Source organism: Rhodococcus sp. NyZ502, from assembly GCF_041464245.1.
GTDB lineage: Bacteria > Actinomycetota > Actinomycetes > Mycobacteriales > Mycobacteriaceae > Rhodococcus_F > Rhodococcus_F qingshengii.
On the sequence record NZ_CP167155.1, the window covers coordinates 5,500,532 to 5,522,289 of the forward strand.

Below are 21,758 nucleotides of genomic sequence, written 5' to 3' on the forward strand. Positions count from 1 at the left end.
CCCGGGGGCTCCGATGACCACGTTTGCCGAAGTCGAGCACAATTCACCGTTCTCGAACGAGACCGACGACGAGCGGCGATCCAGACTGAGAACCGTCGTCGCCGCGAGCCTGCTCGGCACGACGGTCGAGTGGTACGACTTCTTCCTCTATGCGACGGCCGCGAGCCTCGTCTTCAACCAACTGTTCTTCCCCAACCAGAGTTCCTTTGTCGGGACCATGCTTTCTTTTGCGACCTTCGCGGTCGGCTTTCTCGTTCGCCCCATCGGCGGAGTGGTGTTCGGTCACATCGGCGATCGCATCGGGCGCAAGAAAACGCTTGCCCTCACGATGTTCATCATGGGTATCGCGACGGCGCTCATGGGTGTCCTTCCGACCGCAGCTCAAATCGGGGTCGTTGCACCGATTCTGCTTCTGCTGCTTCGTATCCTGCAGGGATTTGCTCTCGGTGGTGAGTGGGCCGGAGCCGTTCTTCTGGCGGTCGAACACAGTCCGGAGAAGAAGCGCGGGCTGTTCGGCAGCATCCCGCAGATCGGACTGGCTCTCGGCTTGGCTTTGGGCACAGGAATGTTCGCACTACTTCAAACGGTCTTCGACGACGAACAGTTTCTCCGTTTCGGCTGGCGCATAGCCTTTGTTCTGAGCTTGGTACTCGTGATCGTGGGGTTGGTGGTCCGTTTGAAGGTCGACGAGACGCCGGCATTTCAGGCCGTTCGCGACCTCGAACAGCGCTCATCCGCCCCGCTCAGGGAAGTCTTTCAAGGAAGAGTCGCGCGAAACACCTTACTGGGCATGCTGTCTCGCTGGGGCGAGGGCGCCGCGTTCAACACCTGGGGCGTCTTTGCAATCACGTATGCAACCAAGACTCTGCATTTCGAAAAGGTTCCGGTACTTCTTGTGGTCACCGTGGCCGCAGTAGTGATGGCGATCTTGCTGCCGTTTTCCGGTTCACTCGCTGATCGGTTCGGCCCGCAACGGGTCTACATCGTGGGCATCGCCGCGTACGGCCTCGCGATCTTCCCCGCCTTCGCACTGTTCGGTACCGAGAATCTCCTGCTCTTCGGAGTCGCGATGGTCGTGGTCTTCGGAGTGATTCATGCCTTGTTCTACGGCGCCCAGGGAACGCTGTATGCGAGCCTCTACCCCACAGAAATCCGGTACACCGGGTTGTCGGTCGTTTACCAGTTCTCGGGTATCTACGCCTCCGGCGTCACACCTCTGATTCTGACGGCACTGATCGGCGCCAGTGGCGGTCCGCCCTGGCTGGCATGCGGATATCTGGTGGCCACCTCGGCGATCAGCGTCGTCGCCACTGCGGCGATCAGGAAGCGTGATCTGCATCTGTAGCGATCACACCTGAATATTCACTTCTCTTGGACATTTACTAGATACCCATAGAAATACCTGCGAAGAAGAACAGATCGAGATACGCCTACGCATCGGATACATCGGTGTATCGTTTGGGGTCCCACCCTGACGGAGGCGCCGATGACGACTGGAACGGACAACTCGCCGGCCAAGCGTGTCACCAAACGCCGTGGTCAGACCCGGCAGCGCCTGCTCGACGCGGCTGCAGATGTCTTCTCCGAAGCCGGGTTCGGGCACGCCACGGTCGAGCAGATCTGCGAACGCGCCGGATACTCCCGAGGCGCGTTCTACTCCAACTTCGATTCACTCGACGAATTGTTCTTCGCGATGTGGGAGCAGCGATCCGCAGCAATGCTCGCCGATCTGCGGTTGGCGACGGAGTCGATCACCGCCGGTAACACCGTCGACATCCATGCCGCTGTCGCCCGGATCGTGGCGGTGGTTCCGGTCGACCCGCAGTGGTACCGGATCAACGCGGAATTCACAGCCCACGCGCTCCGCAACCCGGCACTTCGCAAAGCCCTTGCCGACCGTGAAGACGCGATCCTTCGCACCCTGTTGCCCATCGTGGAGTCCGCACTCAGCGACGTCGGGCGAACAATCGTCGGCGACCCGACGGCGTTGGGACGGGCATTGGTTGCAGTGCACGACGGCACCAGCGTGCAGTGCCTCGTCGATACCGACACCAACGCCGCCTTTGCACTGCGCCGCGATATCTTCACTCGAATTCTGCTGTCCTACAGCGAAATAATCCAGAACAACCAATCGGAAGAGGAGTTGTCGTGAGCGAACAAGCTGACGTCATCGTTGTCGGGGCAGGGCTGGCGGGACTGGTCGCCACCTACGAACTGACGCGCGCGGGCCGCAAAGTCCTTGTCGTGGAACAGGAGAACGCTGCCAACCTCGGCGCGCAGGCATTTTGGTCTCTCGGCGGACTCTTCCTCGTGAACAGCCCCGAACAACGCCGACTCGGCATCAAGGACTCCCTCGAGTTGGCGATGCAGGACTGGATGGGCACAGCGGGATTCGACCGTGAGCGCGAAGATCACTGGCCTCGCCAGTGGGCCAAGGCGTACGTCGAGTTCGCGGCCGGCGACAAGCGTCAGTACCTGCACGATCTGGGGCTTCGCCTGATGCCGAATGTCGGCTGGGCCGAACGTGGCCGCGGAATGGCTCTTGGACACGGCAATTCGGTACCGCGCTTCCACCTCACCTGGGGCACCGGACCTGGCGTCGTCGATGTCTTTCTGACCAAAGTGATCGCCGCTCAGAAGCGTGGACTGGTCACGTTCAAGCACCGCCACCAAGTCGATCAACTCGTCGTCACCGATGGTGCGGTCACTGGTGTACGCGGAACCGTCCTCGAACCTTCCAGTGATCTGCGCGGCGTGAAGAGCTCGCGCACCCCCATCGGCGAATTCGAGTTCGCCGCACAGGCCGTCGTGGTCACCTCCGGTGGAATCGGCGGCAACTACGAACTGGTGAAGAAGAACTGGCCCGAGCGACTCGGCAAGGCACCCAAGCACATGCTGACGGGAGTACCGGCGCACGTCGACGGGCGCATGCTTGAAATCACCGAATCCGCGGGCGGAAACATCGTCAACCGCGACCGCATGTGGCACTACACCGAAGGCATCCAGAACTGGAATCCCATCTGGCCGAACCACGGAATCCGAATCATTCCCGGACCGTCCTCGATGTGGTTCGACGCCACCGGCAAGCGTCTGCCGGTCCCCAACTTCCCGGGCTTCGACACGATGGGAACCTTCAAGTACATCCTGGACAGCGGCCACGAGTACACGTGGTTCATCCTCGACCAGAAGATCATCGAGAAGGAGTTCGCACTCTCGGGATCGGAACAGAACCCGGACTTCACCAACCGCGACTTCAAGCTCCTCCTCGAACGAATCAAGAAGGGCGCGCCGGGACCGGTCGAGGCGTTCAAGCAGAAGGGCGCCGACTTCGTTGTGCGCAACAACCTTCGTGATCTGGTCGACGGCATGAACGCCCTCACTGACGAACCGCTCCTCGACTACGAGGACATCGAGCGCGAGATGATCGCCCGCGACCGCGAAGTCGACAACAAGTACAGCAAGGACTTCCAGGTCACCGCCATCCACGGTGCCCGTAATCTGTTGGCAGACAAGATCGTGCGCGTCGTTGCACCGCACAAGATCCTGGACCCCAAGAACGGCCCACTGATCGCGGTCCGGTTGCACCTGCTCACACGCAAGACTCTCGGCGGCTTGGAAACCAACCTGGATTCGCAGGTCATCAAGGCCGACGGCAGTGTCTTCGACGGCCTGTACGCAGCCGGTGAAGTCGCGGGCTTCGGCGGCGGCGGAGTCCACGGTTACAGCGCACTCGAGGGGACCTTCCTCGGCGGCTGCATCTTCTCGGGCCGCGCAGCCGGACGAGCATTGGCGCGCGACCTGTAGCCCCCAAATCAGGCGAGCGAATGCGTGACCAGAATGTGGTGGGCACGCATTCGCCGCGCCTCGTGCACGGATTGATGGTGGTGATGGTGCGTCGGCCCGCGCGCGTGGCGGACCAGATCGTGAACAGTTCGGATGACGGTCGGCATTGCGACCCTCCCTCAGGAGATGGCGACTGCTGTTGTCGGTGAAATCACTGTCTGGACACCGCCACTCGCGCCACCTCCTCCGGATCGATCAGGTGGGTATGGTCGTCGTCACCGACATCGATCTGCACGACGTCGATACGGCAGTTGAATGTGGTTGCGCCACTGTAATCAACACTGACAGGCATGCCGTAGTCGTCACCGATATCGGTGGTCTCGTCCGCGGAGAACACCATCGGTTGAGTCTGCTCGACGCGACCCGAGCCCACTTCGCGACCGTCGTGATAGATCGTGACCCCGCCACCTCTCGCGAGACCACCTCCGTCGTAGGCGAACTCAGCCCTGATCTGGTGGGATCCTGCCGGAATGTCTTCGTCAGAGCCGATGACGAACTCGGTCATGCCCAGTAAGTTGTAGACGAATTTGGCGCGACCTTCCCGCGCGTAGAGTGCCCAGCCCCCGAACCTGCCTCCCTGCGCGATCATCACACCGTTTGCTGTGATGCCATCCGCGACGTCGACAGCTGCTGTCACACTGAACGATCGGTTCTTGATGCTCAGCACGCTGTGCTCGCTCAGTCGCTTCATTCCGGGAAACAGAACCTGTCTGTTCCCCGACACCAACTGCGGGCGCCCCGCGATGTGAGGGTTGAACCGCTCGAATCTTCGGTCGTCGATGGGGAGCACGTTGTACTTGACCGCTTCGATCAACCACAAACGTTGCAGTGCAGCGAGTTTCTCCGGCATCTGGGCCGCCAAATCTTTGGACTGCGTCCAATCCTGTGACCCGTCGTAAAGTTCCCAGACGTCGTCGTCGAGAGCGGGGAGTACCTCCGCGAACAGCCACGGAGTGCTGTGCCTGGTGACCGCACTCCAACCCTTGTAATAGATACCGCGATTGCCGGCCATCTCGAAGTACTGCAGATCGTGGCGTTCCGGGGCTTCGGCGTCGTCGAAGGTGTAGACCATGCTGGTCCCCTCGACGGGCGATTGCTGGACGCCGTTGACAAAAGTCGGTTCCGGTAGTTTCGCGGCTTCGAGGATCGTCGGTGCAACGTCGATGACGTGGGTGAACTGCGACCGCGTCTCCCCCTTGGTCCGAATCCCTGCAGGCCAGTGCACGATCGTCCCGTTACGGGTGCCACCCCAGTGTGACGCAACCTGTTTCGTCCACTGATACGGCGTACACATTGCCCACGCCCACCCCACGGAATAGTGGTTGTACGCGTCCTTGGTGCCGAACTTGTCTTTCACTTCCGCCATGAACTCCGGCGTCTCGATGGCGGCGAGTCCGTTGAAGTTGGCCATCTCGTTGAAGGCCCCGTTGATAGTCCCCTCTGCGGATGCTCCGTTGTCGCCGATGATGTAGTACACGAGGGTGTTGTCGAGAGCCCCGAGTTCTTCGATCGCATCGACAAGCCGGCCGACATGAAAGTCGGTGTGTTCGAGAAATCCTGCATAGACTTCCATTTGGCGTTCGAGGACAGGCTTCAATTCCTCACTCATGTCCTCCCACGCCGGAATGGCCTCAGGGCGCGGGGTGAGAACCGCATCCGCGGGAACGACTCCCCGCTGCTTCTGCTGCTCGAGAATCGACTCGCGTTGAGCATCCCAACCTCCTGCGAACCGCCCCTCGTACTTGTCGGCCCACTCCTTCGGAACATGTTGCGGCGCATGGGTAGCGCCGGGAGCGAAATAGACGAAGAACGGCTTGTCCGGAGCCAAGGACTTCTGCATGCGAACCCAGTCGATCGCGTGATCGGCAAGGTCTTCGGTGAGGTGATAACCCTCCTCCGGTGTCTTGTCCGGCTCGACAGGCGCGACGCCCTCGTACAGAGCCGGGTAATACTGGTTGTTCTCCCCGCCGATGAATCCGTAGAAGTGCTCGAACCCGCCTTCTCCCGTCGGCCACGATGTGAACGGTCCCACCGGGGATGTTTGCCACGGCGGAACCTCGTGACACTTGCCGAACTGCGCCGTCGAGTATCCGTTGAGTTTCAACGTCATCGGCAGTGCGGCTTTGGTATTCGGCCGCAGGCCGGAAAGACCAGGAGCCGAGGTAGCGGTTTCGGTGATCGATCCCATGCCGACCGAATGATGGTTGCGCCCGCTCAGAAGAGCGGCGCGGGTCGGAGCACACAGTGCCGTCGTGTGAAACCGCGTGTACGTGAGCCCATTACTTTGCAATCGCTCAGCAGTCGGTGTGTCCGCTGGTCCTCCGAAGGCACTGCTCGCGCCATATCCCACGTCGTCCAACAGGACCACCAGAACATTGGGTGCGCCGGCCGGCGGTAGTAGCGGAGTGATCGGCGGAAACTCGGTGTCCGGATCCTTCGCGTCGTACGTCACCAGACCAAGATGTTGTCGATCCGGAATCGGTAGTACGGCGCGGCTCTGGTCTGTCGGATCCGTCATGACGTCTCGCCTTCTGTCTCTCACATGGCTCTTTCAAGCGTTTCAGGATCACGACGACGTCGACATCATCCGTTTCGGGTGAAGGCGCACCATTGCCGCAGCGTGGAGGCTTGAAGTGTGGATCAGCCCGGACGTTTCGCTCCCACCCCGATCGGGCATGCCTTCCTCGTCCCCCGGCGCCGTGTACGTGCAGGCCTGACCCAGATCCTGTGCGTCGTCGTGGGACTGGCTGCCGGACTGGGGATGCCGTATGTCCGGAGCGGCCCGATGATTCCCGCCCGTCAGGTCAGCGAGATGCTCGTTGCCCTCGGACTGGGGTTACTGGGTGTAGTGGCAGTGATCTTCTCGCTGCTGTTCCTCGTCGTCCAGTGGGCCGCGACCACCTTCACTCCTCGCTTGTTGTTGTTCCGCGACGACCCCATCGTGTGGCGGACGTTTGCCTTCGCGATAGGCCAGTCGGTTTTCGACATCACGGCGGCGCTCGCCATCAGCAACGAAACGGACGTGTCGGTGATCGTGCCCAGCCTCGCAGTGCTGGCGCTCTTGGCGACGCTGACGCTGATCAGGCTGCTCCAGCTGCGCGCATTCTCGGCCATCCAGTTGGCTCCTGTACTGACCACGATCTCGAGTCGTGGCCGAGCAGTCTTCGCCGCCGTGTACCCCACCACTGATCTGGAGTTGCTTCCTCTACCAACACTTCCGGTGATCACGACAATCGAGTGGCATCGACCGCCGGCCGTTCTGCAGCAGATCCTCGTCGAAGATCTGCTGCAGAACGCTCGGAACTGCCGATCCATGGTGGTCCTCCGAGTGTCGCCGGGTAGCACGCTGCGAGACGGATTGCCGCTCGCCGACGTCTACGGCGGACCCATGCCCGCCAACACGATCCTTGACGCCTTGGTCAGTGGGAGTGAGCGGACCTTCACCCAGGACCCCCTACTCGCGATTCGGTTGTTGGCTGACATCGCGCTCAGAGCGCTCTCACCCGCTATCAACGATCCTGCGACGGCCGTGCAGGCTCTGGACGAGATCGAGGACCTCCTCTCTCTGGTGGCCTCCGTACGCGCAGATTCGATCCGGGCCGTCGACGAGCGTGGTGATCTGCGTGTGGTGATTCCACTGCCCGACTTCACGAGCTTCGTCAGAACCGGACTGGACGACGTCATAGCCTCGGCATCGAACTCGCCACTCGTTCTGGGCCGACTTCGCGACCTACTTTCGCACGTCGCCGCCCAATCGGAGTCTCGGAACCGCGATATTCTCGCCAAGCGCGCTCGCTGGATTGATCAGCTGTCACAAGGCTTCCCGCGACTCGAACCCCCGTTGTGAACCCGTACAGATTTGCGGGCCATCGCGTCAAAGCATCGTCAAGATCAGTCTCAGAGCTACGGGAAATGACGATACTGACTCGGTGAGACATGCAGTGATACTCGGACACCGTGGAGTCATATCGTCGACGACCCGCCCGGCCCGTGGGCCAGAGAATCAGAAGCTCTCCGTCGCAACCGGACTGGCAGGGCTTTCGCTCGACGCGATGGCCTCGGTGTCGTACGGGCCAGAAGCCATCGTGTTGGTGTTGGCCCTCGCCGGCGGCGCAGGGATCGGGTTCACCGTGCCGGTGACAATCGCCATCGCAGTGCTGCTTGTGGTCCTGGTGGCGTCGTACCGCCAAGTGATCGCCGCATTTCCCGAAGGCGGTGGCGCCTACGCCGTCGCAAAGAAGCATCTGAGCCCGCGGGCAAGTTTGACCGCCGCCGCGTCGTTGATCGTCGACTACACCCTCAACGTCGCGGTATCGATCGCAGCCGGTGTCGCGGCTCTGACCTCCGCCTTCCCCGCACTTCTCCCCCACACGGTCTGGATCGCACTGGCGATACTCGGCGGCATCACGGCACTGAATCTGCGGGGTATCGCAGATTCCGCGCGGGTATTCATGTTGCCCACCGTGATCTTTGTCGTCAGCATCTTCACGGTGATCGGTGCCGGACTGCTTCGGGAAAACCCTGCCGCCGCAACGGCTCCCTTTATCGTCGACAATGCACACACGATCGGCATTCTCCTTCTGCTCAAGGCATTTTCGAGTGGTTGCGCCGCATTGACCGGTGTCGAAGCCATCGCCAATGCCGTACCCAGTTTCAAGAAGCCTCGCGTGCGTAGCGCTCAGCGCGCCGAAGTAGCTCTGGGAATCCTTTTGGGCACCATGTTGATCGGCCTTGCCGTGTTGATCGAGAAGTTCTCACTGGCCCCAGTCCCTGGAACAACGGTCCTGTCGCAACTCACTTCCGCTGCCCTCGGAAATGGTGTGGGCTACTACGTCGTCCAATTCTCCACTGTGATTCTGTTGGCGTTGGCCGCGAATACCTCGTACGGCGGACTCCCCAATCTGATGCGAATCCTCGCCGACGACAACGTGCTCCCGCACCGCTTCAGCCGGAAGTCGACGCGCGACGTCTTCACGTACGGCGTCTTGTCGCTCGGAGGCGTCGGTGCTCTCCTGCTCATCGGATCCGGCGGAAACATGAACACCTTGGTGCCGCTGTTCGCCATCGGTGTGTTCATCGGATTCACGCTCGCGCAGTTCGGCATGGTGCGCCACTGGCTCGCCGAACGGACACCGGGCTGGAAGTGGCGATTGGCGCTCAACGGTTTCGGGGCTGCGTTGACTTCGATCGCAGCAGTGGTGACTACCGCCATGAAGTTCACCGAGGGCGCCTGGCTGATCGCTCTCGCGCTCCCTGCGCTCGTCCTCGGCATGGAACGCATCCGCGGTGCGTACACACATATCGGTACGCGGTTAACCGTTCAGGGTGAGAACGATTCTCTGTCCATCGGATACAAACCAGCGGTCCTAGTACCGGTGTCCGAAATTACGTCGCTCTCCACCCGCGCGATGGCCGCGGCAACGGCGATGTCGTCACAGCCCATCGCAATTCGAGTCTGCCTGGCCCACGAATCGACGACGGACTTCACACGCCGATGGCAAGCCCGACATCCGAATTCGCGTTTGATCGTCATCGAGGACACCGAGAATTCCGTGGGGAACACCCTCGCCCGATACATCCGCACACACTTCCCCCACCGAGAGACCTTTGTTGTCGTCGCCACCATCGACCCGGCGACCAGATGGCACCGGTTCCTCCCGAGCCAACGGACCGATGAGATCGCTCATGCACTGCGCAAACACACCGAGGCCGTGGTGTGCCAGATTCCGGTTCGGATCGATCCGGCTCACCGCGATCCCGCCCTACGCGCGTAAGCCGACGCTCAGAGCGAAGTCCCGAACAACATGCCGAGCAGATACGTCGCGCCGGCAGCGCCGTAGCCGATCGCAAGTTGGCGTAGCGCCCGCTTGAATGGCGGCCCGCCCGAGAGCAACCCGACCACAACGCCCGTCGTCAGCAACGCGATCCCCACGAGAACAGATGCGACGATCAGAGCCGTCATGCCTTCCAGGCCGAACAGATACGGCAGCACCGGAATGATTGCGCCCGAGGCGAAGAAGCAGAAACTTGCCGCCGCTGCGCCCAACCCGGTTCCGACAGCTTCATGGTCGTCGACAACGTCGGCGGCGCCGAAGGTGCTGTTCGCGAGGACCTCGGCGGCGCGCTGATCCGCTTCCTCGGCGGACATGCCGCGGGCCCGGTAGACCAGGGCCAATTCGTTCGCGTCGACGTCGAGCAGTCCGACAGCTTCGCTGGCAGCCGGACCAGGATTGGACGCTTCCAACAACTCTCGCTGCGAGCGGACTGAAACGTACTCGCCGGCGCCCATCGACAGGGCGCCGGCCAGAAGCCCGGCCATGCCGGTGATCAGAACGATCTGATTGGAGACGCCGCTACCGCTGATGCCGAGCACGAGAGCGAGATTGCTGACGAGGCCGTCGTTGGCTCCGAAGACGGCGGCACGAAACGTCCCCGAAAGTCTGTTCCGACCCCGAGTGGCCAAGGCCCGCACCACTTCTTCGTGGATCTTCTCGTCCGCGCCCATCGATGCAGTCGCGTCGGCGTCGTTGGGATACGGGGATCGCGTCTCCGCGCGCTGTGCAAGAGCGAGCACGAAGACGGAGCCGAAGCGCCTGGCCAGAAAGCCCAGTATCCGAGTGCGGATATCGCCGCGAAGTGGTTTGCCGACGTGATCGCCGAGTAGCGCTCGCCAGTGCGCCTCGTGTCGCCCCTCCGCGTCGGCCAGTGCGAGAAGGATTTCGCGCTCCTCGCCGCTGCGCCTACTCGCGAGGTCTCGGTAGACGGCGGCCTCGGCTTGTTCGTCGGCGAGGTATCGTCTCCAGCGCTTGACATCTCGCGGGTCTGGATCGGGTCGTGCGGCCGGAACTGTGGACATCGTGTTCCCCTTTCCGGTGAGGCGGTCACGCTTCTAGTACGCGGTCCATCCACGTCGTCAGATCGTTGATGACGTCGTCGCGGTTGGTCTCGTTGAAGATCTCGTGTCTGGCACCCGGATAGGTGTAGTAGGTGACGTCTTCGATCCCCGCCGAGTTGTACCGTTCGACTGCGACGTCGGTACGGCTCAGCGCGGCGTTGAGAGGATCCGAGGTGCCGACGAAGACCAGGATCGGAAGGTCTTGTCGCACGCCCTCGACGTCGACGAACCTCGGTCCCGCTGCGATAAGTCCACCCATGCCGGCGTCGTCCAGGCTGAAACCGCACAGCGGATCGTTGATGTACAAATCCACCTGCGCTTCGTCACGGCTGAGCCAGTCGTGCGGAGTACGGGCCGGTTCGAATTCCGCATTGAACTGGGCGAGGACGTCCGGGCCCTCGTTGACGAGGCTCTCGATCAGTTGATCGACCGCGGTGGTCCCCGACAGTGCGACGGCGTCGATCAGGTGCGAATGATCGAGGATGTACTGCTGCGAAGCGAACGAACCGAGGCTGTGGCTGAGCAGTACGACGGGCAGGCCGGGGTGTTTGTCGCGGATGATGCCCGTGAGGGTCACCATGTCTGCAACCAAGCGGTTCCAGCCGTCGTCGCCGATGTTGCCTGGGCCGGCGTGCATGCTCTCACCGTGGCCGCGGTGGTCCGCCGCGTAGACGTGGAAACCGCGAGCATTCAGGGCTTCGGCAACGTGTGCGTAGCGTTTTGCGTGCTCACCCATACCGTGCGCGAGTTGAACAACCCCTCGAGGTTCCTGCTCGGTGGGCCATTCGTGGACATGAATGACCACTCCGTCGTCGCTGGTGAAGGTGAACATGCGCTACTCCCGGTGATCGCGATCCGGACAGGTCATTTCTCATGCTAGATCCGCAACGGCAATCCATCCGGGAAGTAGGTCCTGATCACCGGCGAGCCTGATTCGTTTCTGCACATCCGGCTTCAAACTCGGATATACCGGACACGGATGTTCGGAAACAGTTGTCGACCAGCCTGAGGAGTACAGAGCGATGAATTCGAACCGCATGCGCAACGTCGGCTTGTTGGCGGCTCCACTTGCTGCTCTCGCCCTTCTCAGCGGTTGCGGCTCGGATGAAACGGGAACGGCCGAGAGTTCACCGGCACCCGCCTCAACGACGACCGCCTCTGCGCCGACGACCCAGACCGGCACCGCTTCACCTTCGACGACCCATACCGATCACACCCAAACCACAACCTCGACGGCACCCAATCCCGAAGGCTGCGCGATCGGGGAACTGAACGTCACCCTCGGCGAGTCGAGTGGCGCCGCCGGTTCTGTGGAGCTTCCGGTGGTCTTCACCAACACGGGCGGCCGCACGTGCACGCTCGACGGTTTCCCCGGCGTCTCGTATGTCACGGGAGCGTCCGGAAGCGAAGTGGGTGCTGCAGCCGGCCGCTCCGGATCCGGTTCACTCGTCTCCCTTGCCCCTGGCTCTGCCGCAACGTCTTTGGTGCGAGCTACGAACGTCGAGAACTACCCGGCAGATCAGTGCGGCCTGACCGACGTTGCGGGACTGAGGGTTTACCCACCCAACAGCTACGACTCGGTCTTCCTCGCCTACCCCACCAAGGGTTGCTCGATGACCGGCGCGAACATCAACCAGCTGACGGTCGCGCCGGTCGCCCGCTGAGTCACGGCTTGAGGCGTCGTAGACCCCAGAGCGCCGGCAGGAGGAACAATCCCGAAAGGAACAGGACGAGTGCAGCTTCCGTGAATTGGAAACGCCAGAACCGATCATCCGAGTGGTAGCGAACTTCGTAGTGGTCGACCCCGTGCTGCCGCAAACAAATCTCCATCTCTCTGTTCTGCTGCGCTGAGAGCACATCCATGCGGAGGCTGTACTCGGCGCCGGTCTCCTCCGGGCGCTGGTCGTACGGGTCCTCATCGCCTGATCCACCCCACGTGCACTCGTCGTATTTGACGTCGACCCAGTTACCTCGGAGGTCGACATATCCCTGCGCGAGTTCCCAATTGACCGCGGGGATACTGGTATCGCTCGAATAGTAGGAACTGAATCCGGCGACGGGTGACGTTCGGACACTCGGCTCGGCGTAATCGGGTCGTGCAACCAACTGAAATGCTGCCAGGATCGCAACAACACCGACCATCGTGATCGCCATTGCGCCGATCGAACTACGCACCAGCAAAGCCAGTGCTGCTCCGAGCATGAGTGCCATGAATGTGTATGCACCCAAGACCAGTCCGCTGGATTGAAAGAGCGGATACGACAGGTTCGATATCTCGACGAAAGTCGAACGCCCGGCAACAAATGCATACCGGGAGTTGTCCGGGAGAGATCGAGCCCATTGCAGTGCAAATCCGAGCAATGACGAAGCCACAGAAATCGGCAGGAAGACGATTAACACCCGGGTCCAGAACCAACGAGTCCGACTGACCGATTGAGTAAGCCCCAGTACGTGTGTTCCTTGTTCGACATCCCGCGAAAACACGGTGACACCGATCAACACGCCGAGGAACACCGGCAGAGCAGTAGCAACCACTGTCGTCAGTGTGAGAGCAGTCTCTGCCGTGCAGATAGCGGTGATGTCATCGAAGCAACTGAGAGGCGATCCGAAGAGTTGGGCTTGTCCGCCGCTCTTGATGATCGCACCACTCGACAAGACAATGACTGCTAATGCCGCGAGGAATCCCAACGACACAACGAGCGATGTCCGGTGATGCCGCCACGTAACCCAGATCATGCCGCCACCATCGTTTCTGCGCTCAGGTGCCCGAGCACCACGTCGTCGAGAGTTGCGTCGTCGATCACCCAGCCGTCCCGAGGGCTCGGACGCATTCCCTCCACCACGTGAGAATTCGACCGCATCCCCTTCTCGGTATGAATGACCGCACCGGCGCCGACCACGTCCGAGGGATCGCCGTCCCCGATCAATACGTAATGGGCAGCGATCAATTCATCCAACGGACCGGACAATCTCGCGTTTCCGCCGCCCAGCAGAAGAAGTCGATCCGAGACGTCTGCCAATTCGGAGACGATGTGTGAAGACAACAGAACCGTGGTGCCGTACTCGGCAACGTCTTCGAGCAGAGTGGTCGCCACAGACCGCCGCGCCACGGGATCGAGATCTGCCAGAGGCTCGTCGAGTAGAAGCAACTGCGGCCTGCGTCCGAGCGCCAAAGCCAGTGCAACCCTGGTTCGTTGACCTGGTGACAGAGTCTTCGCCTTCGCATCGAGAGAAATTCCAGCGCGCTCCACCAGATCCAGAGCGTACTTCGCATCCCACTCGTCGTTGGTGTATGCGCCGAATCGAAGAAGTTCTGCCACAGTGAATTTGGGGTACAGGGGCTTGTGCTGAGCGAGGTACGACAGGCCTGGGCAGATGCCGTCCTGATCCGGCGTGCTGCCCAGGACGGTGATCGAACCGTGGTCAGGCATCGTCAACCCGACCGCCAAGGACATCAGTGTGGACTTGCCCGCTCCGTTCACCCCGACCAGGGCAGTGATGCTTCCTGTCGCGACCTCGAATGTGCAGGCGTCGAGCACCTTCTTCTTGCCGAAGCGCTTGTCCACGTCCTGCATTGTCAGTGCCGATTCTTGCGCAGTCATGATGTCTCCCCCTGCTTTCCGGACGGATCCGTTTCGATGAACGTCTTCTCGAGCTCCAAACTCACCAATGCTTCGATGTCCGTGCGCTCGAGTCCGGCGGCCACGGCATCTGCCACCCAACGCGCCAACTCACGACGTAGCGCAGAGCTTTCCGCCATACCGGGCTTGGCCAGGGACTTCACGACGAACGTGCCCAATCCGGGCCTCGGGGCGACAAGTCCGTCGCGCTCGAGTTCCTTGTAGGCCTTCAGGACTGTGTTCGGGTTGATCGCGAGCGCTCCCACGACGTCCTTGGCTGTGGGCAGCCGATCCCCGACTTGGAGATCACCGAGCCTGAGCGCCTGCTTCACCTGAAGGACCAATTGCACGTAAGTGGGAATGCCGGATCGGCGGTCGATACGGAAGTCGATCATCCGAACCCTTTCACTAGTTCATTAGTGGAATAGATATTTACCCTGCCTTGACCTCCCGGGTCAAGCCAGACGACCCCTGTAAAGTGCAGATGCCCCGGTTCACCGGGGTGCCACGCTGCTCGTGTGAAGTTCGGTGAAACCCCGGCACTGTCGACGCAACTGTGAATTCGCCCGTCACTACTCGAGGCGAACGAGTCAGGTCACCGGCCTCGTGGCGACACGATGGTTCTCGGACGAAGGACCGCTCGTGGCGCTTCGCCTCGCGGCCGCGCTGCTCGCGACCCTTCGCCACTAGCGGAGGGGTGGCTGTGAGTACTCGGCCGACACGTAAATTCAGATCTGTACTTGCAGCACTGACGGTGAGCACCGCACTGCTTGCCGGTGCGTGCAGTAGCTCGACGTCCGATGCACCCGCAACCACAGCGGCCTCGGACGGCTCGTTCCCGGTGACTGTTGTTTCCGGTCCCACGGATTCCGGCACGGACATCACCATCGAGTCACGTCCGCAGTCGATCGTGTCACTCAGTCCCAGCGCCACCGAGACCCTGTGGGCCGTCGGCGCGGGCGATCAGGTGAAGGCCGTCGACAATCAGTCCGACTACCCGGCCGGTATCCCGGTCACCGATCTCTCGGGCTTTCAACCGAACGTCGAAGCCATCCTCGGCTACGCACCGGATCTGGTGATCGCATCGGATGACATGAACGATCTTGTCTCCGGACTGCAAAAGGCGAAGGTGCCGACACTCCTACTACCGGCAGCGACGAGCATCGACGACGTCTACGCCCAGATCGAGCGCGTCGCGAAGGCCACCGGCCACGAGGACAAGGGCACCGAAGTTGTCGACACCATGCGCTCGGACATCGACGCCGCTGTCGCCAGTGTTCCTGCGCGCCAACAGCCGCTGACGTACTTCCACGAACTCGACTCCTCGCTCTACACCGTCACGAGTTCGAGTTTTGTCGGGCAGATCTACTCGCTGTTCGGAATGAAGAGCATCGCCGACGCCGCGGGGCAGGGTGACTATCCGCAGTTGTCCGCCGAATTCGTGGTACAGGCCAATCCCGATCTCATCTTTCTCGCAGACTCCCAATGCTGCGGAGTGACAGCAGAATCCGTCGCCGCTCGACCCGGGTGGAGCGGCATGAAAGCGGTTACCGGCAACCAGATCCATGTGCTCGACGAAGACCTCTCCAGCCGCTGGGGACCTCGTGTCGCCGACCAGGTGAAGGCCGTCGCTGCCATCGTTGCCCAAGTTCCCACGGCCTGAGCACTCGATGATCAAAGCCGGTATCTCCCAACATCGGACCGCCGTTCTGCTCGGCGCCGCGCTAATTCTGTGCGCCGCCTTGCTGATCGGTGTTCTGGTGGGGCCGGCCGGTTTGACGCCTGATCGGACCATTCTCGAACTTCTGGACGGAATACCCGGCATCCATATAGATTCCGGCCTCACCGCAACACAGCAGGCCATTCTCTGGCAGATCCGGCTTCCGCGAGTAGTCCTGGGCGCGTTGGTCGGAGCAATGTTGGCGGTAGCCGGCGCCGCCTACCAGGGCGTGTTCCGCAATCCCCTGGCGGATCCGTATCTCCTCGGAGTTTCCAGCGGAGCCGGACTGGGCGCAACCCTCGCCATCGTTTCGGGTGGAGCGCTGGGCATGTTCGGAATTCCCATGGCCGCCTTCGTCGGTGGTGTGCTGGCAGTGTTCGCAACTTATTCGCTCGGTCGAAGCATTGGCGGGCCGCAGAACGCGGTAGTCATCATCCTCGCCGGTGTCGCAGTCGCAGCGTTCACGAATGCAGCGCAGACTTTTGTTCAGCAGCGGTTCGACGATTCACTGCGCGAGGTCTATTCCTGGCTACTCGGCGGACTGTCCACCGACGGTTGGTCGGAAGTTCTGGTTGTCTTGCCGTACGTCGCGCTGGCATCTGCCGTCATCCTGGTACACCGACGCGTACTCGACGTGATGGCCGTAGGTGACGTCGAAGCCGCCAGCCTCGGCGTCGACCCGGCCAGATCACGCCTGGTGCTGGTGCTCGCCGCAACTCTGGGAACGGCCGCGGTCGTGAGTGCAAGTGGACTCATCGGCTTTGTCGGAATCGTTGTTCCCCATGCGGTTCGACTGGTCGTCGGCCCGTCTCATCGGCTGCTTCTCCCCCTGTCACTCATGCTCGGAGCGGCGTTTCTTGTCCTCACCGACGTTGCCGCCCGCACGGTCATGGCACCGGCCGAACTCCCCATCGGAGTTGTGACCGCGATGATCGGCGCTCCGTTCTTCCTTCTGGTTCTGCGCCGCAGCCGGGTCTCGGCATGACCGACAGCGCAGTGCGGTGCCGCGACCTCCGAGTCAATCTCGGCGGCAAGGACGTCGTCGACGGCATCGATCTCGATGTGACACCAGGCGATTGGGTTGCCGTGGTCGGGCCGAACGGCGCCGGCAAGACAACCTTGATGCATGCCCTCGCTGGATTGATTCCGTCTACCGGTGAGCTCTCGGTCGGGGGACTGAGTCCTCGCAATTCCAGCCGCAAGGCGATGTCCGCCGTCGTCGCGTTGATGCCTCAGCGTCCGGTAGTACCCGAGGGCTCAACGGTCAAGGAACTGGTTGCGCTCGGCCGCACTCCGTATCTACGACGATTCGGAACCGAAACCGCCACAGATCGTTCGGTGATCACTTCGGTGATCGAAAGGCTCGACCTCACCGAGTTCGCAGATCGACGAGCCACCGAACTTTCCGGCGGCGAATTGCAACGCGTGGTCCTGGCTCGGGCACTGGCTCAAGAGCCGCAGGTATTGCTCCTGGACGAACCCACCAGCGCCCTCGACATCGGTCACCAGCAGCAGGTTCTCGACTTGGTGGAGGAACTGCGAGAAGACGACAACATCACGGTCATCGCCGCGATGCACGATCTCACTCTCGCGGGTCAATACGGTCGACGAATTGTGCTGCTGGACAAGGGCAGCGTGGTTGCCGACGGTACACCCTCAGCGGTGCTGGAGGCAGACCTCCTCGGCCGCGTGTACGGCGCTCGCGTCGAAATCCTGGAACGGCCCAGCGGTCCCATCGTTGTTCCGATTCGGCAGGAAGGCACCCGCTGATGGAACTGGTGATGCTCGGCACCGGCGCTGCCGACGGTTGGCCGAACCCGTTCTGCACTTGCCCTTCCTGCCTGGCGGCATTGTCGAATGAAACCATTCGCGGACACACCGCTGCCTTGCTGGACAACCGCATCCTGTTGGACTGTGGACCCGAAGTACCGCGCGCCGCGTCGCGATTCGGTCGCACGCTGGCACACGTCGAACACATCCTGCTGACGCATTCTCATCCTGATCACCTCGGCCCGATGGCATTGCTGTTCCGGTCCTGGGCGTCTCGCACCGAACCGCTCCAGGTTCTCGGACCACCCGACGCGCTCGCTCCCTGCCGAGACTGGGTGGGCCCGGATGACCCGGTGACCTTCACACCGCTCGAGACCGGCCAGTCGATCATGTTGGGCACCTATCGTGTTCGCGCACTCGAAGCCGCGCACGAAGTAACCACCCTTCTCTACGACATCACCGACGCATCCGGAACCCGAATCTTCTGGGCCACCGACACCGGGCCTCTGCCCGAAGTCACTGTCGACGCCCTTGCCGACGCCCGTTTCGACGCCGTCTTTCTCGAAGAGACCTTCGGCCACAAGACTGACCACGGCACCGGGCACCATGATCTGCCGAGTTTCGCGGAGACGGTGAGCCGACTACGCAATTGCACCGCGATCACCGATCGAACCGATGTGGTCGCCGTACACCTCGGGCACCACAACCCGGTCGAAAACGAACTCTCGGAAGCACTTCGAACGTCCGGGGCGCGAGCGGTTCCGGATGGAGCTGTGCTCGAGATCGGGGTAGGACAGAGCCATCGAACTCTGGTCACCGGTGGCGCCCGCTCGGGCAAGTCCACTTACGCGGAGGGCCTGCTTGCCGGCTACCGGCACGTCACGTACATCGCCACCGGGGATCCGCAGGACGACGATCCCGACTGGATCGAACGAATTGCGTCGCATCGCGCGCGGAGGCCGTCGACGTGGACGACGGTAGAGACCTCCGAAGTGACCGAGATTCTCGCAACCGCAACAACACCGATCCTGCTCGATTGCCTAGGCACGTGGTTGACCGCATGTCTGGATCGACATCAGGCGTGGGCGACAGAAGATCTCAGCGCCGTCCACGCAGATATCGACCGGTTGGCCGACGCCTGGACCGCCTGTCCGGTACCGATTGTCGCCGTCACCAACGAAGTCGGAAGCGGCGTCGTCCCGGACACGAAGTCCGGGAGACTGTTCCGCGATCTACTCGGTCTGGTGAACAGCCGCATCGCCAGTGAATCGGAGTCCGTGGTCCTGATGACCGCCGGACTCCCCCTGAGCCTGCGCGTGTGACGTCAGAGCAATCCGGTGAGCTGACGCGCACAATCGAGTAGGAAACCGACCAACTCTCGATCCTCGTCCGTCACTCGCCCGCTCGCTCCCTGAACACACAACCCGCCGGCCACCTGGTCTGCGTGATCTCGAACCGGTACTGCCACTGCGGATCGACCCAGGCGGCATTCCTGGTTCTCGAATGCAAAACCCTGCAGGCGAACAGACCTCAACTGCTCATACAACGCGTCGAAATCACCGAGGGTGAACTCCGTGACCCGGCGAAGTTCCAAACCCGAAAGCAACCGCTCGTCGTGCGCCAACAGAACCTTCCCCAGCGCATTCGCGTGAAGGTTCTTCGGCAGTGCCGCTATTCCGATGATCTCGTGGTCCGGATCCTTGTCGACGAACCTCAAGCGCCCACCGGCGAATGACGCGACGTGCAATCCGAACCTCGTGTGTGTCCGCATGTCCTCGACGCGCTCGTGCAGCGTGGGCGCCGGGCCACTCGACGACGCCGCATGCGAGAGCTCGGCAGTCCGACGCCCCAACGCGAACCCTGACAGGTCCGGCACCCGCACGAGAAAGCCCTCCGCAACCAGCAGATTCAGCATCCGGTAGGCCGTGGCCGATGGAACGCCTGCAAAAGTGGCGATCTCCTTCGCTGTTGTTCCCGGTCCCAGATGAGCCACCGCCTCGAGCATCCCCAGCGCCTTCTGAACCGCACGCGGTTGTTGTCCACTGAAGTGGGTCTCTTCGCCGATCCGTTTGTCTGATCGTGGACCAGCGGTTGCACGGTCCGCGGTCACCGCCCATGCTCCGGCGAGTTACCCTCGGCGGCCCCACGATCCGGTACGAGTCGCCTTCGCCCGTCACCGTCGATCAGCAGAGTACCCGTACCGGGCAACAGGTCCGCCGTCTCGACGCTGTCGAAAGCGCCTACCATCAGAAGGCTTTCCGGTCTGGCTCTCCGAAGCAATGAACTCCACAATGTCCCCGAGACCGCAACAACAAGCGCCGCGATCGGCAGTGCCCACATTCCGTGAACCGCACCGTCGAGAACGATGTAGGCCAGTAGACCGGCACCCGCAGCGCTCACGGATACGGTGCATATCCGAGTCAGCGACGTGTGTTCCCCGATTCGGCGCAAGAACTTCCACGAGGCAAAGGCCACCAGCGTGTAAGCGCAGACCAACGCGGTCTCCACCACGCCGTCGAAGGATCCCGAATCGTCGCGAACCGTATCCGAATAGATGAATACGCCTGCCGCACTTACCGCGACGAACGCAAGTACCGCAACGTACGGGGTGCGGAACCGTCTGTGTACGCGAGCGAGCGGCGCAGGCAGTACCCGTTCGATCCCCATCGAGTACAACAACCGCGAACCCGCCTGCGCACAACCGAGAGTGGATGCGAACCAGGAACACGTCATTCCGATCTTGACTGCCAGAACCACTTCCGCGCTGGCTCCGGATGCCGTTCCTTCGAAGTACGCTCCGACGATCGTTGCGCCGTGGCCGGTCATCGCCGCCCAGGCCGCAAAAACGAAGAGGACCCCGCAGATGATCGGCGAAATGAGAACCGTGCGTGTGACGCTGATGAGTGGTCGTTTCGCTTCCGGGCCGAAGAAGGCCGAGCTTTCGAAGCCCGCCATGCTGAGCACCGTCAGCATCGCGAGAAACGGAACTGCACTCAGCGACGGATTCGGCAGGGCAACAGCAGTTGTCGTGTCACTGTGCGTCGCCAGCATGACCACGACGATGAGAATCAACGAGCACGCTTCGACGACCAGGATCGCTCGGGTGGCGAACCGGACGCCTCGCACTGCAATCCACGCGACGGCCAGGGCAATCGCCACCGTCGTGATCACCGTCGCGGCAGTTCCTCGCACGTCGGGGCCGACAATGGCGATGGTATCGAGCAGACTCGGAACTGCCTGCGAGAAAACCGAAACCGAGATTCCGAGATACCCGAGTACCAGTGCGGCACCCGCCGTCAGTGTCGCCCGGATACCGGAGCCTTGGAAGACGAAGCTGTACAACGATCCTGCTGCGGCCAGTCTCCGCGTGAACTGAGTGATGCAGAACGCAACGAGAAACACCGCCGAAGTTGTCGCAGCAATCGCAGCCAACCCGACGTAGCCGGGACTGTAGGTGATCATCCACAGGGCGATGAACACCATTCCCGTTGCCGGAGCGATCGTGGAGAGTGATTGCCCCAACAGGTCGATCGGGGTCAAACGTCCTCGTCCGAGACCACGGAGCGGGGAGAACACGGGCTCACTGTGTTGATCCGCATTCTGCGCTCGCGTGATCGCCGCACGCAGTGCCGCACTCACGGCCATGTGTCACCGTCCGTCGCGTCCAGGCCCGAACCTACGAGCGAATTGTCAGAATTCGGTCAAGTTAGTCCGCTTATGTTTCCGCGCAGTTTCCACGATGGCGCGCACAGAACTTTCAAGTGAGAATCCGACTCTGTTTCCCACCCAGCGTCATGCCGGATCAAGGGCGGCCGACGGTATCCGGCCCCTCCGGCAGCACCTTGAACTGCGAGTTCTCCGATTCTCACACGACAACTGCTCTCTCAGTTGCACCTCGTCCAGGCGTAGC

Annotated in this window: 19 protein-coding genes; 10 read left to right on the forward strand and 9 right to left on the reverse strand. The window is 61.8% G+C overall.

The genetic code is table 11. From position 1 onward, the window contains the following. The first annotated feature begins 13 nt into the window (after positions 1-13). From ACBG85_RS25440 to ACBG85_RS25450, 3 genes are all read left to right on the forward strand, one after another. A complete protein-coding gene (locus ACBG85_RS25440; RefSeq protein ID WP_075834521.1) occupies positions 14-1,345 on the forward strand; it encodes an MFS transporter in 1,332 nt (443 codons plus the stop codon). A 141-nt stretch (positions 1,346-1,486) separates the two neighbouring features. Next, positions 1,487-2,152, forward strand: coding sequence for a TetR/AcrR family transcriptional regulator (locus ACBG85_RS25445; protein ID WP_003939987.1), 666 nt, complete (start codon positions 1,487-1,489; stop codon positions 2,150-2,152). Continuing rightward, positions 2,149-3,804 carry an FAD-binding dehydrogenase gene (locus tag ACBG85_RS25450; protein ID WP_019745556.1) on the forward strand — a complete coding sequence of 552 codons (1,656 nt, stop codon included), beginning with the start codon at positions 2,149-2,151 and terminating at the stop codon, positions 3,802-3,804. Before ACBG85_RS25445 ends, ACBG85_RS25450 begins: the two co-directional genes overlap by 4 nt. Before the next feature lie 8 nt (positions 3,805-3,812). Here ACBG85_RS25450 and ACBG85_RS25455 read toward each other — a convergent pair whose 3' ends face one another. Together ACBG85_RS25455 and ACBG85_RS25460 are read right to left on the reverse strand one after the other, a co-directional pair. Beyond that, positions 3,813-3,950 carry a hypothetical protein gene (locus ACBG85_RS25455; RefSeq protein WP_153211511.1) on the reverse strand — a complete coding sequence of 46 codons (138 nt, stop codon included), beginning with the start codon at positions 3,948-3,950 and terminating at the stop codon, positions 3,813-3,815. Between the two features lie 44 nt (positions 3,951-3,994). Beyond that, on the reverse strand, positions 3,995-6,361 hold the full coding sequence (locus ACBG85_RS25460; RefSeq protein WP_372025312.1) for an arylsulfatase: 2,367 nt from the start codon (positions 6,359-6,361) through the stop codon (positions 3,995-3,997). 117 nt (positions 6,362-6,478) lie between these two features. On the opposite strand from ACBG85_RS25460, the gene ACBG85_RS25465 reads away from it, so the two are divergent. Both ACBG85_RS25465 and ACBG85_RS25470 read left to right on the forward strand, forming a co-directional pair. Continuing rightward, positions 6,479-7,690, forward strand: a complete 1,212-nt coding sequence (locus tag ACBG85_RS25465; RefSeq protein WP_165638981.1) for a DUF2254 family protein — start codon at positions 6,479-6,481, stop codon at positions 7,688-7,690. 94 nt (positions 7,691-7,784) lie between these two features. Next, positions 7,785-9,617: an APC family permease gene (locus tag ACBG85_RS25470; RefSeq protein ID WP_311094901.1), complete on the forward strand. Its 1,833-nt coding sequence runs from the start codon at positions 7,785-7,787 to the stop codon at positions 9,615-9,617. Between the two features lie 8 nt (positions 9,618-9,625). Here the strand turns inward: ACBG85_RS25470 and ACBG85_RS25475 are convergent, their stop codons facing one another. After that, positions 9,626-10,699: a VIT1/CCC1 family protein gene (locus tag ACBG85_RS25475; RefSeq protein WP_007729922.1), complete on the reverse strand. Its 1,074-nt coding sequence runs from the start codon at positions 10,697-10,699 to the stop codon at positions 9,626-9,628. 25 nt (positions 10,700-10,724) lie between these two features. Continuing rightward, a complete protein-coding gene (locus tag ACBG85_RS25480; protein WP_054780970.1) occupies positions 10,725-11,570 on the reverse strand; it encodes an alpha/beta hydrolase in 846 nt (281 codons plus the stop codon). A 190-nt stretch (positions 11,571-11,760) separates the two neighbouring features. Between ACBG85_RS25480 and ACBG85_RS25485 the strand changes: the two genes are divergently transcribed. After that, on the forward strand, positions 11,761-12,402 hold the full coding sequence (locus tag ACBG85_RS25485) for a DUF4232 domain-containing protein (RefSeq protein WP_063315626.1): 642 nt from the start codon (positions 11,761-11,763) through the stop codon (positions 12,400-12,402). 1 nt (position 12,403) lies between these two features. Here ACBG85_RS25485 and ACBG85_RS25490 read toward each other — a convergent pair whose 3' ends face one another. From ACBG85_RS25490 to ACBG85_RS25500, 3 genes are read right to left on the reverse strand one after another with little or no spacing between them, the layout of a single operon-like run. Then, positions 12,404-13,474 carry a hypothetical protein gene (locus tag ACBG85_RS25490; RefSeq protein ID WP_064687790.1) on the reverse strand — a complete coding sequence of 357 codons (1,071 nt, stop codon included), beginning with the start codon at positions 13,472-13,474 and terminating at the stop codon, positions 12,404-12,406. Beyond that, on the reverse strand, positions 13,471-14,340 hold the full coding sequence (locus ACBG85_RS25495; protein ID WP_063315624.1) for an ABC transporter ATP-binding protein: 870 nt from the start codon (positions 14,338-14,340) through the stop codon (positions 13,471-13,473). Before ACBG85_RS25495 ends, ACBG85_RS25490 begins: the two co-directional genes overlap by 4 nt. Then, on the reverse strand, positions 14,337-14,753 hold the full coding sequence (locus tag ACBG85_RS25500) for a GntR family transcriptional regulator (RefSeq protein WP_003939899.1): 417 nt from the start codon (positions 14,751-14,753) through the stop codon (positions 14,337-14,339). The genes ACBG85_RS25495 and ACBG85_RS25500 overlap by 4 nt, the downstream gene beginning before the upstream one ends. A gap of 308 nt (positions 14,754-15,061) precedes the next feature. Between ACBG85_RS25500 and ACBG85_RS25505 the strand changes: the two genes are divergently transcribed. The 4 genes from ACBG85_RS25505 to cobU are packed head-to-tail and all read left to right on the forward strand — an operon-like array spanning position 15,062 to position 19,170. Further along, complete coding sequence (locus ACBG85_RS25505; RefSeq protein ID WP_063316028.1) at positions 15,062-16,021, forward strand: ABC transporter substrate-binding protein; 960 nt, start codon at positions 15,062-15,064, stop codon at positions 16,019-16,021. A 7-nt stretch (positions 16,022-16,028) separates the two neighbouring features. Beyond that, positions 16,029-17,063, forward strand: a complete 1,035-nt coding sequence (locus ACBG85_RS25510; protein WP_042447095.1) for an iron ABC transporter permease — start codon at positions 16,029-16,031, stop codon at positions 17,061-17,063. Further along, positions 17,060-17,848 (forward strand): ABC transporter ATP-binding protein, encoded by a 789-nt coding sequence (locus ACBG85_RS25515; protein WP_058226645.1) that lies wholly within the window; start codon positions 17,060-17,062, stop codon positions 17,846-17,848. The genes ACBG85_RS25510 and ACBG85_RS25515 overlap by 4 nt, the downstream gene beginning before the upstream one ends. After that, positions 17,848-19,170: a bifunctional adenosylcobinamide kinase/adenosylcobinamide-phosphate guanylyltransferase gene (cobU, locus tag ACBG85_RS25520; RefSeq protein ID WP_064687792.1), complete on the forward strand. Its 1,323-nt coding sequence runs from the start codon at positions 17,848-17,850 to the stop codon at positions 19,168-19,170. The genes ACBG85_RS25515 and cobU overlap by 1 nt, the downstream gene beginning before the upstream one ends. A gap of 2 nt (positions 19,171-19,172) precedes the next feature. Here cobU and ACBG85_RS25525 read toward each other — a convergent pair whose 3' ends face one another. Beyond that, a complete protein-coding gene (locus tag ACBG85_RS25525) occupies positions 19,173-19,958 on the reverse strand; it encodes an IclR family transcriptional regulator (protein ID WP_217017917.1) in 786 nt (261 codons plus the stop codon). After that, the gene (locus ACBG85_RS25530) at positions 19,955-21,493 is read right to left on the reverse strand and encodes an APC family permease (RefSeq protein WP_217017919.1); all 1,539 of its coding nucleotides are present in this window, start codon (positions 21,491-21,493) and stop codon (positions 19,955-19,957) included. Before ACBG85_RS25530 ends, ACBG85_RS25525 begins: the two co-directional genes overlap by 4 nt. Positions 21,494-21,758: the final 265 nt, after the last annotated feature.

Bases quoted from the DNA above. Each gene is read 5' to 3' on its own strand.
- ACBG85_RS25440 (WP_075834521.1), top strand. From the start codon at position 14: ATGACCACGTTTGCCGAAGTCGAGCACAATTCACCGTTCTCGAACGAG.
- ACBG85_RS25445 (WP_003939987.1), top strand. From the start codon at position 1,487: ATGACGACTGGAACGGACAACTCGCCGGCCAAGCGTGTCACCAAACGC.
- ACBG85_RS25455 (WP_153211511.1), bottom strand. From the start codon at position 3,950: ATGCCGACCGTCATCCGAACTGTTCACGATCTGGTCCGCCACGCGCGC.
- ACBG85_RS25460 (WP_372025312.1), bottom strand. From the start codon at position 6,361: ATGACGGATCCGACAGACCAGAGCCGCGCCGTACTACCGATTCCGGAT.
- ACBG85_RS25475 (WP_007729922.1), bottom strand. From the start codon at position 10,699: ATGTCCACAGTTCCGGCCGCACGACCCGATCCAGACCCGCGAGATGTC.
- ACBG85_RS25480 (WP_054780970.1), bottom strand. From the start codon at position 11,570: ATGTTCACCTTCACCAGCGACGACGGAGTGGTCATTCATGTCCACGAA.
- ACBG85_RS25485 (WP_063315626.1), top strand. From the start codon at position 11,761: ATGAATTCGAACCGCATGCGCAACGTCGGCTTGTTGGCGGCTCCACTT.
- ACBG85_RS25490 (WP_064687790.1), bottom strand. From the start codon at position 13,474: ATGATCTGGGTTACGTGGCGGCATCACCGGACATCGCTCGTTGTGTCG.
- ACBG85_RS25495 (WP_063315624.1), bottom strand. From the start codon at position 14,340: ATGACTGCGCAAGAATCGGCACTGACAATGCAGGACGTGGACAAGCGC.
- ACBG85_RS25500 (WP_003939899.1), bottom strand. From the start codon at position 14,753: ATGATCGACTTCCGTATCGACCGCCGATCCGGCATTCCCACTTACGTG.
- ACBG85_RS25510 (WP_042447095.1), top strand. From the start codon at position 16,029: ATGATCAAAGCCGGTATCTCCCAACATCGGACCGCCGTTCTGCTCGGC.
- ACBG85_RS25515 (WP_058226645.1), top strand. From the start codon at position 17,060: ATGACCGACAGCGCAGTGCGGTGCCGCGACCTCCGAGTCAATCTCGGC.
- cobU (WP_064687792.1), top strand. From the start codon at position 17,848: ATGGAACTGGTGATGCTCGGCACCGGCGCTGCCGACGGTTGGCCGAAC.
- ACBG85_RS25530 (WP_217017919.1), bottom strand. From the start codon at position 21,493: ATGGCCGTGAGTGCGGCACTGCGTGCGGCGATCACGCGAGCGCAGAAT.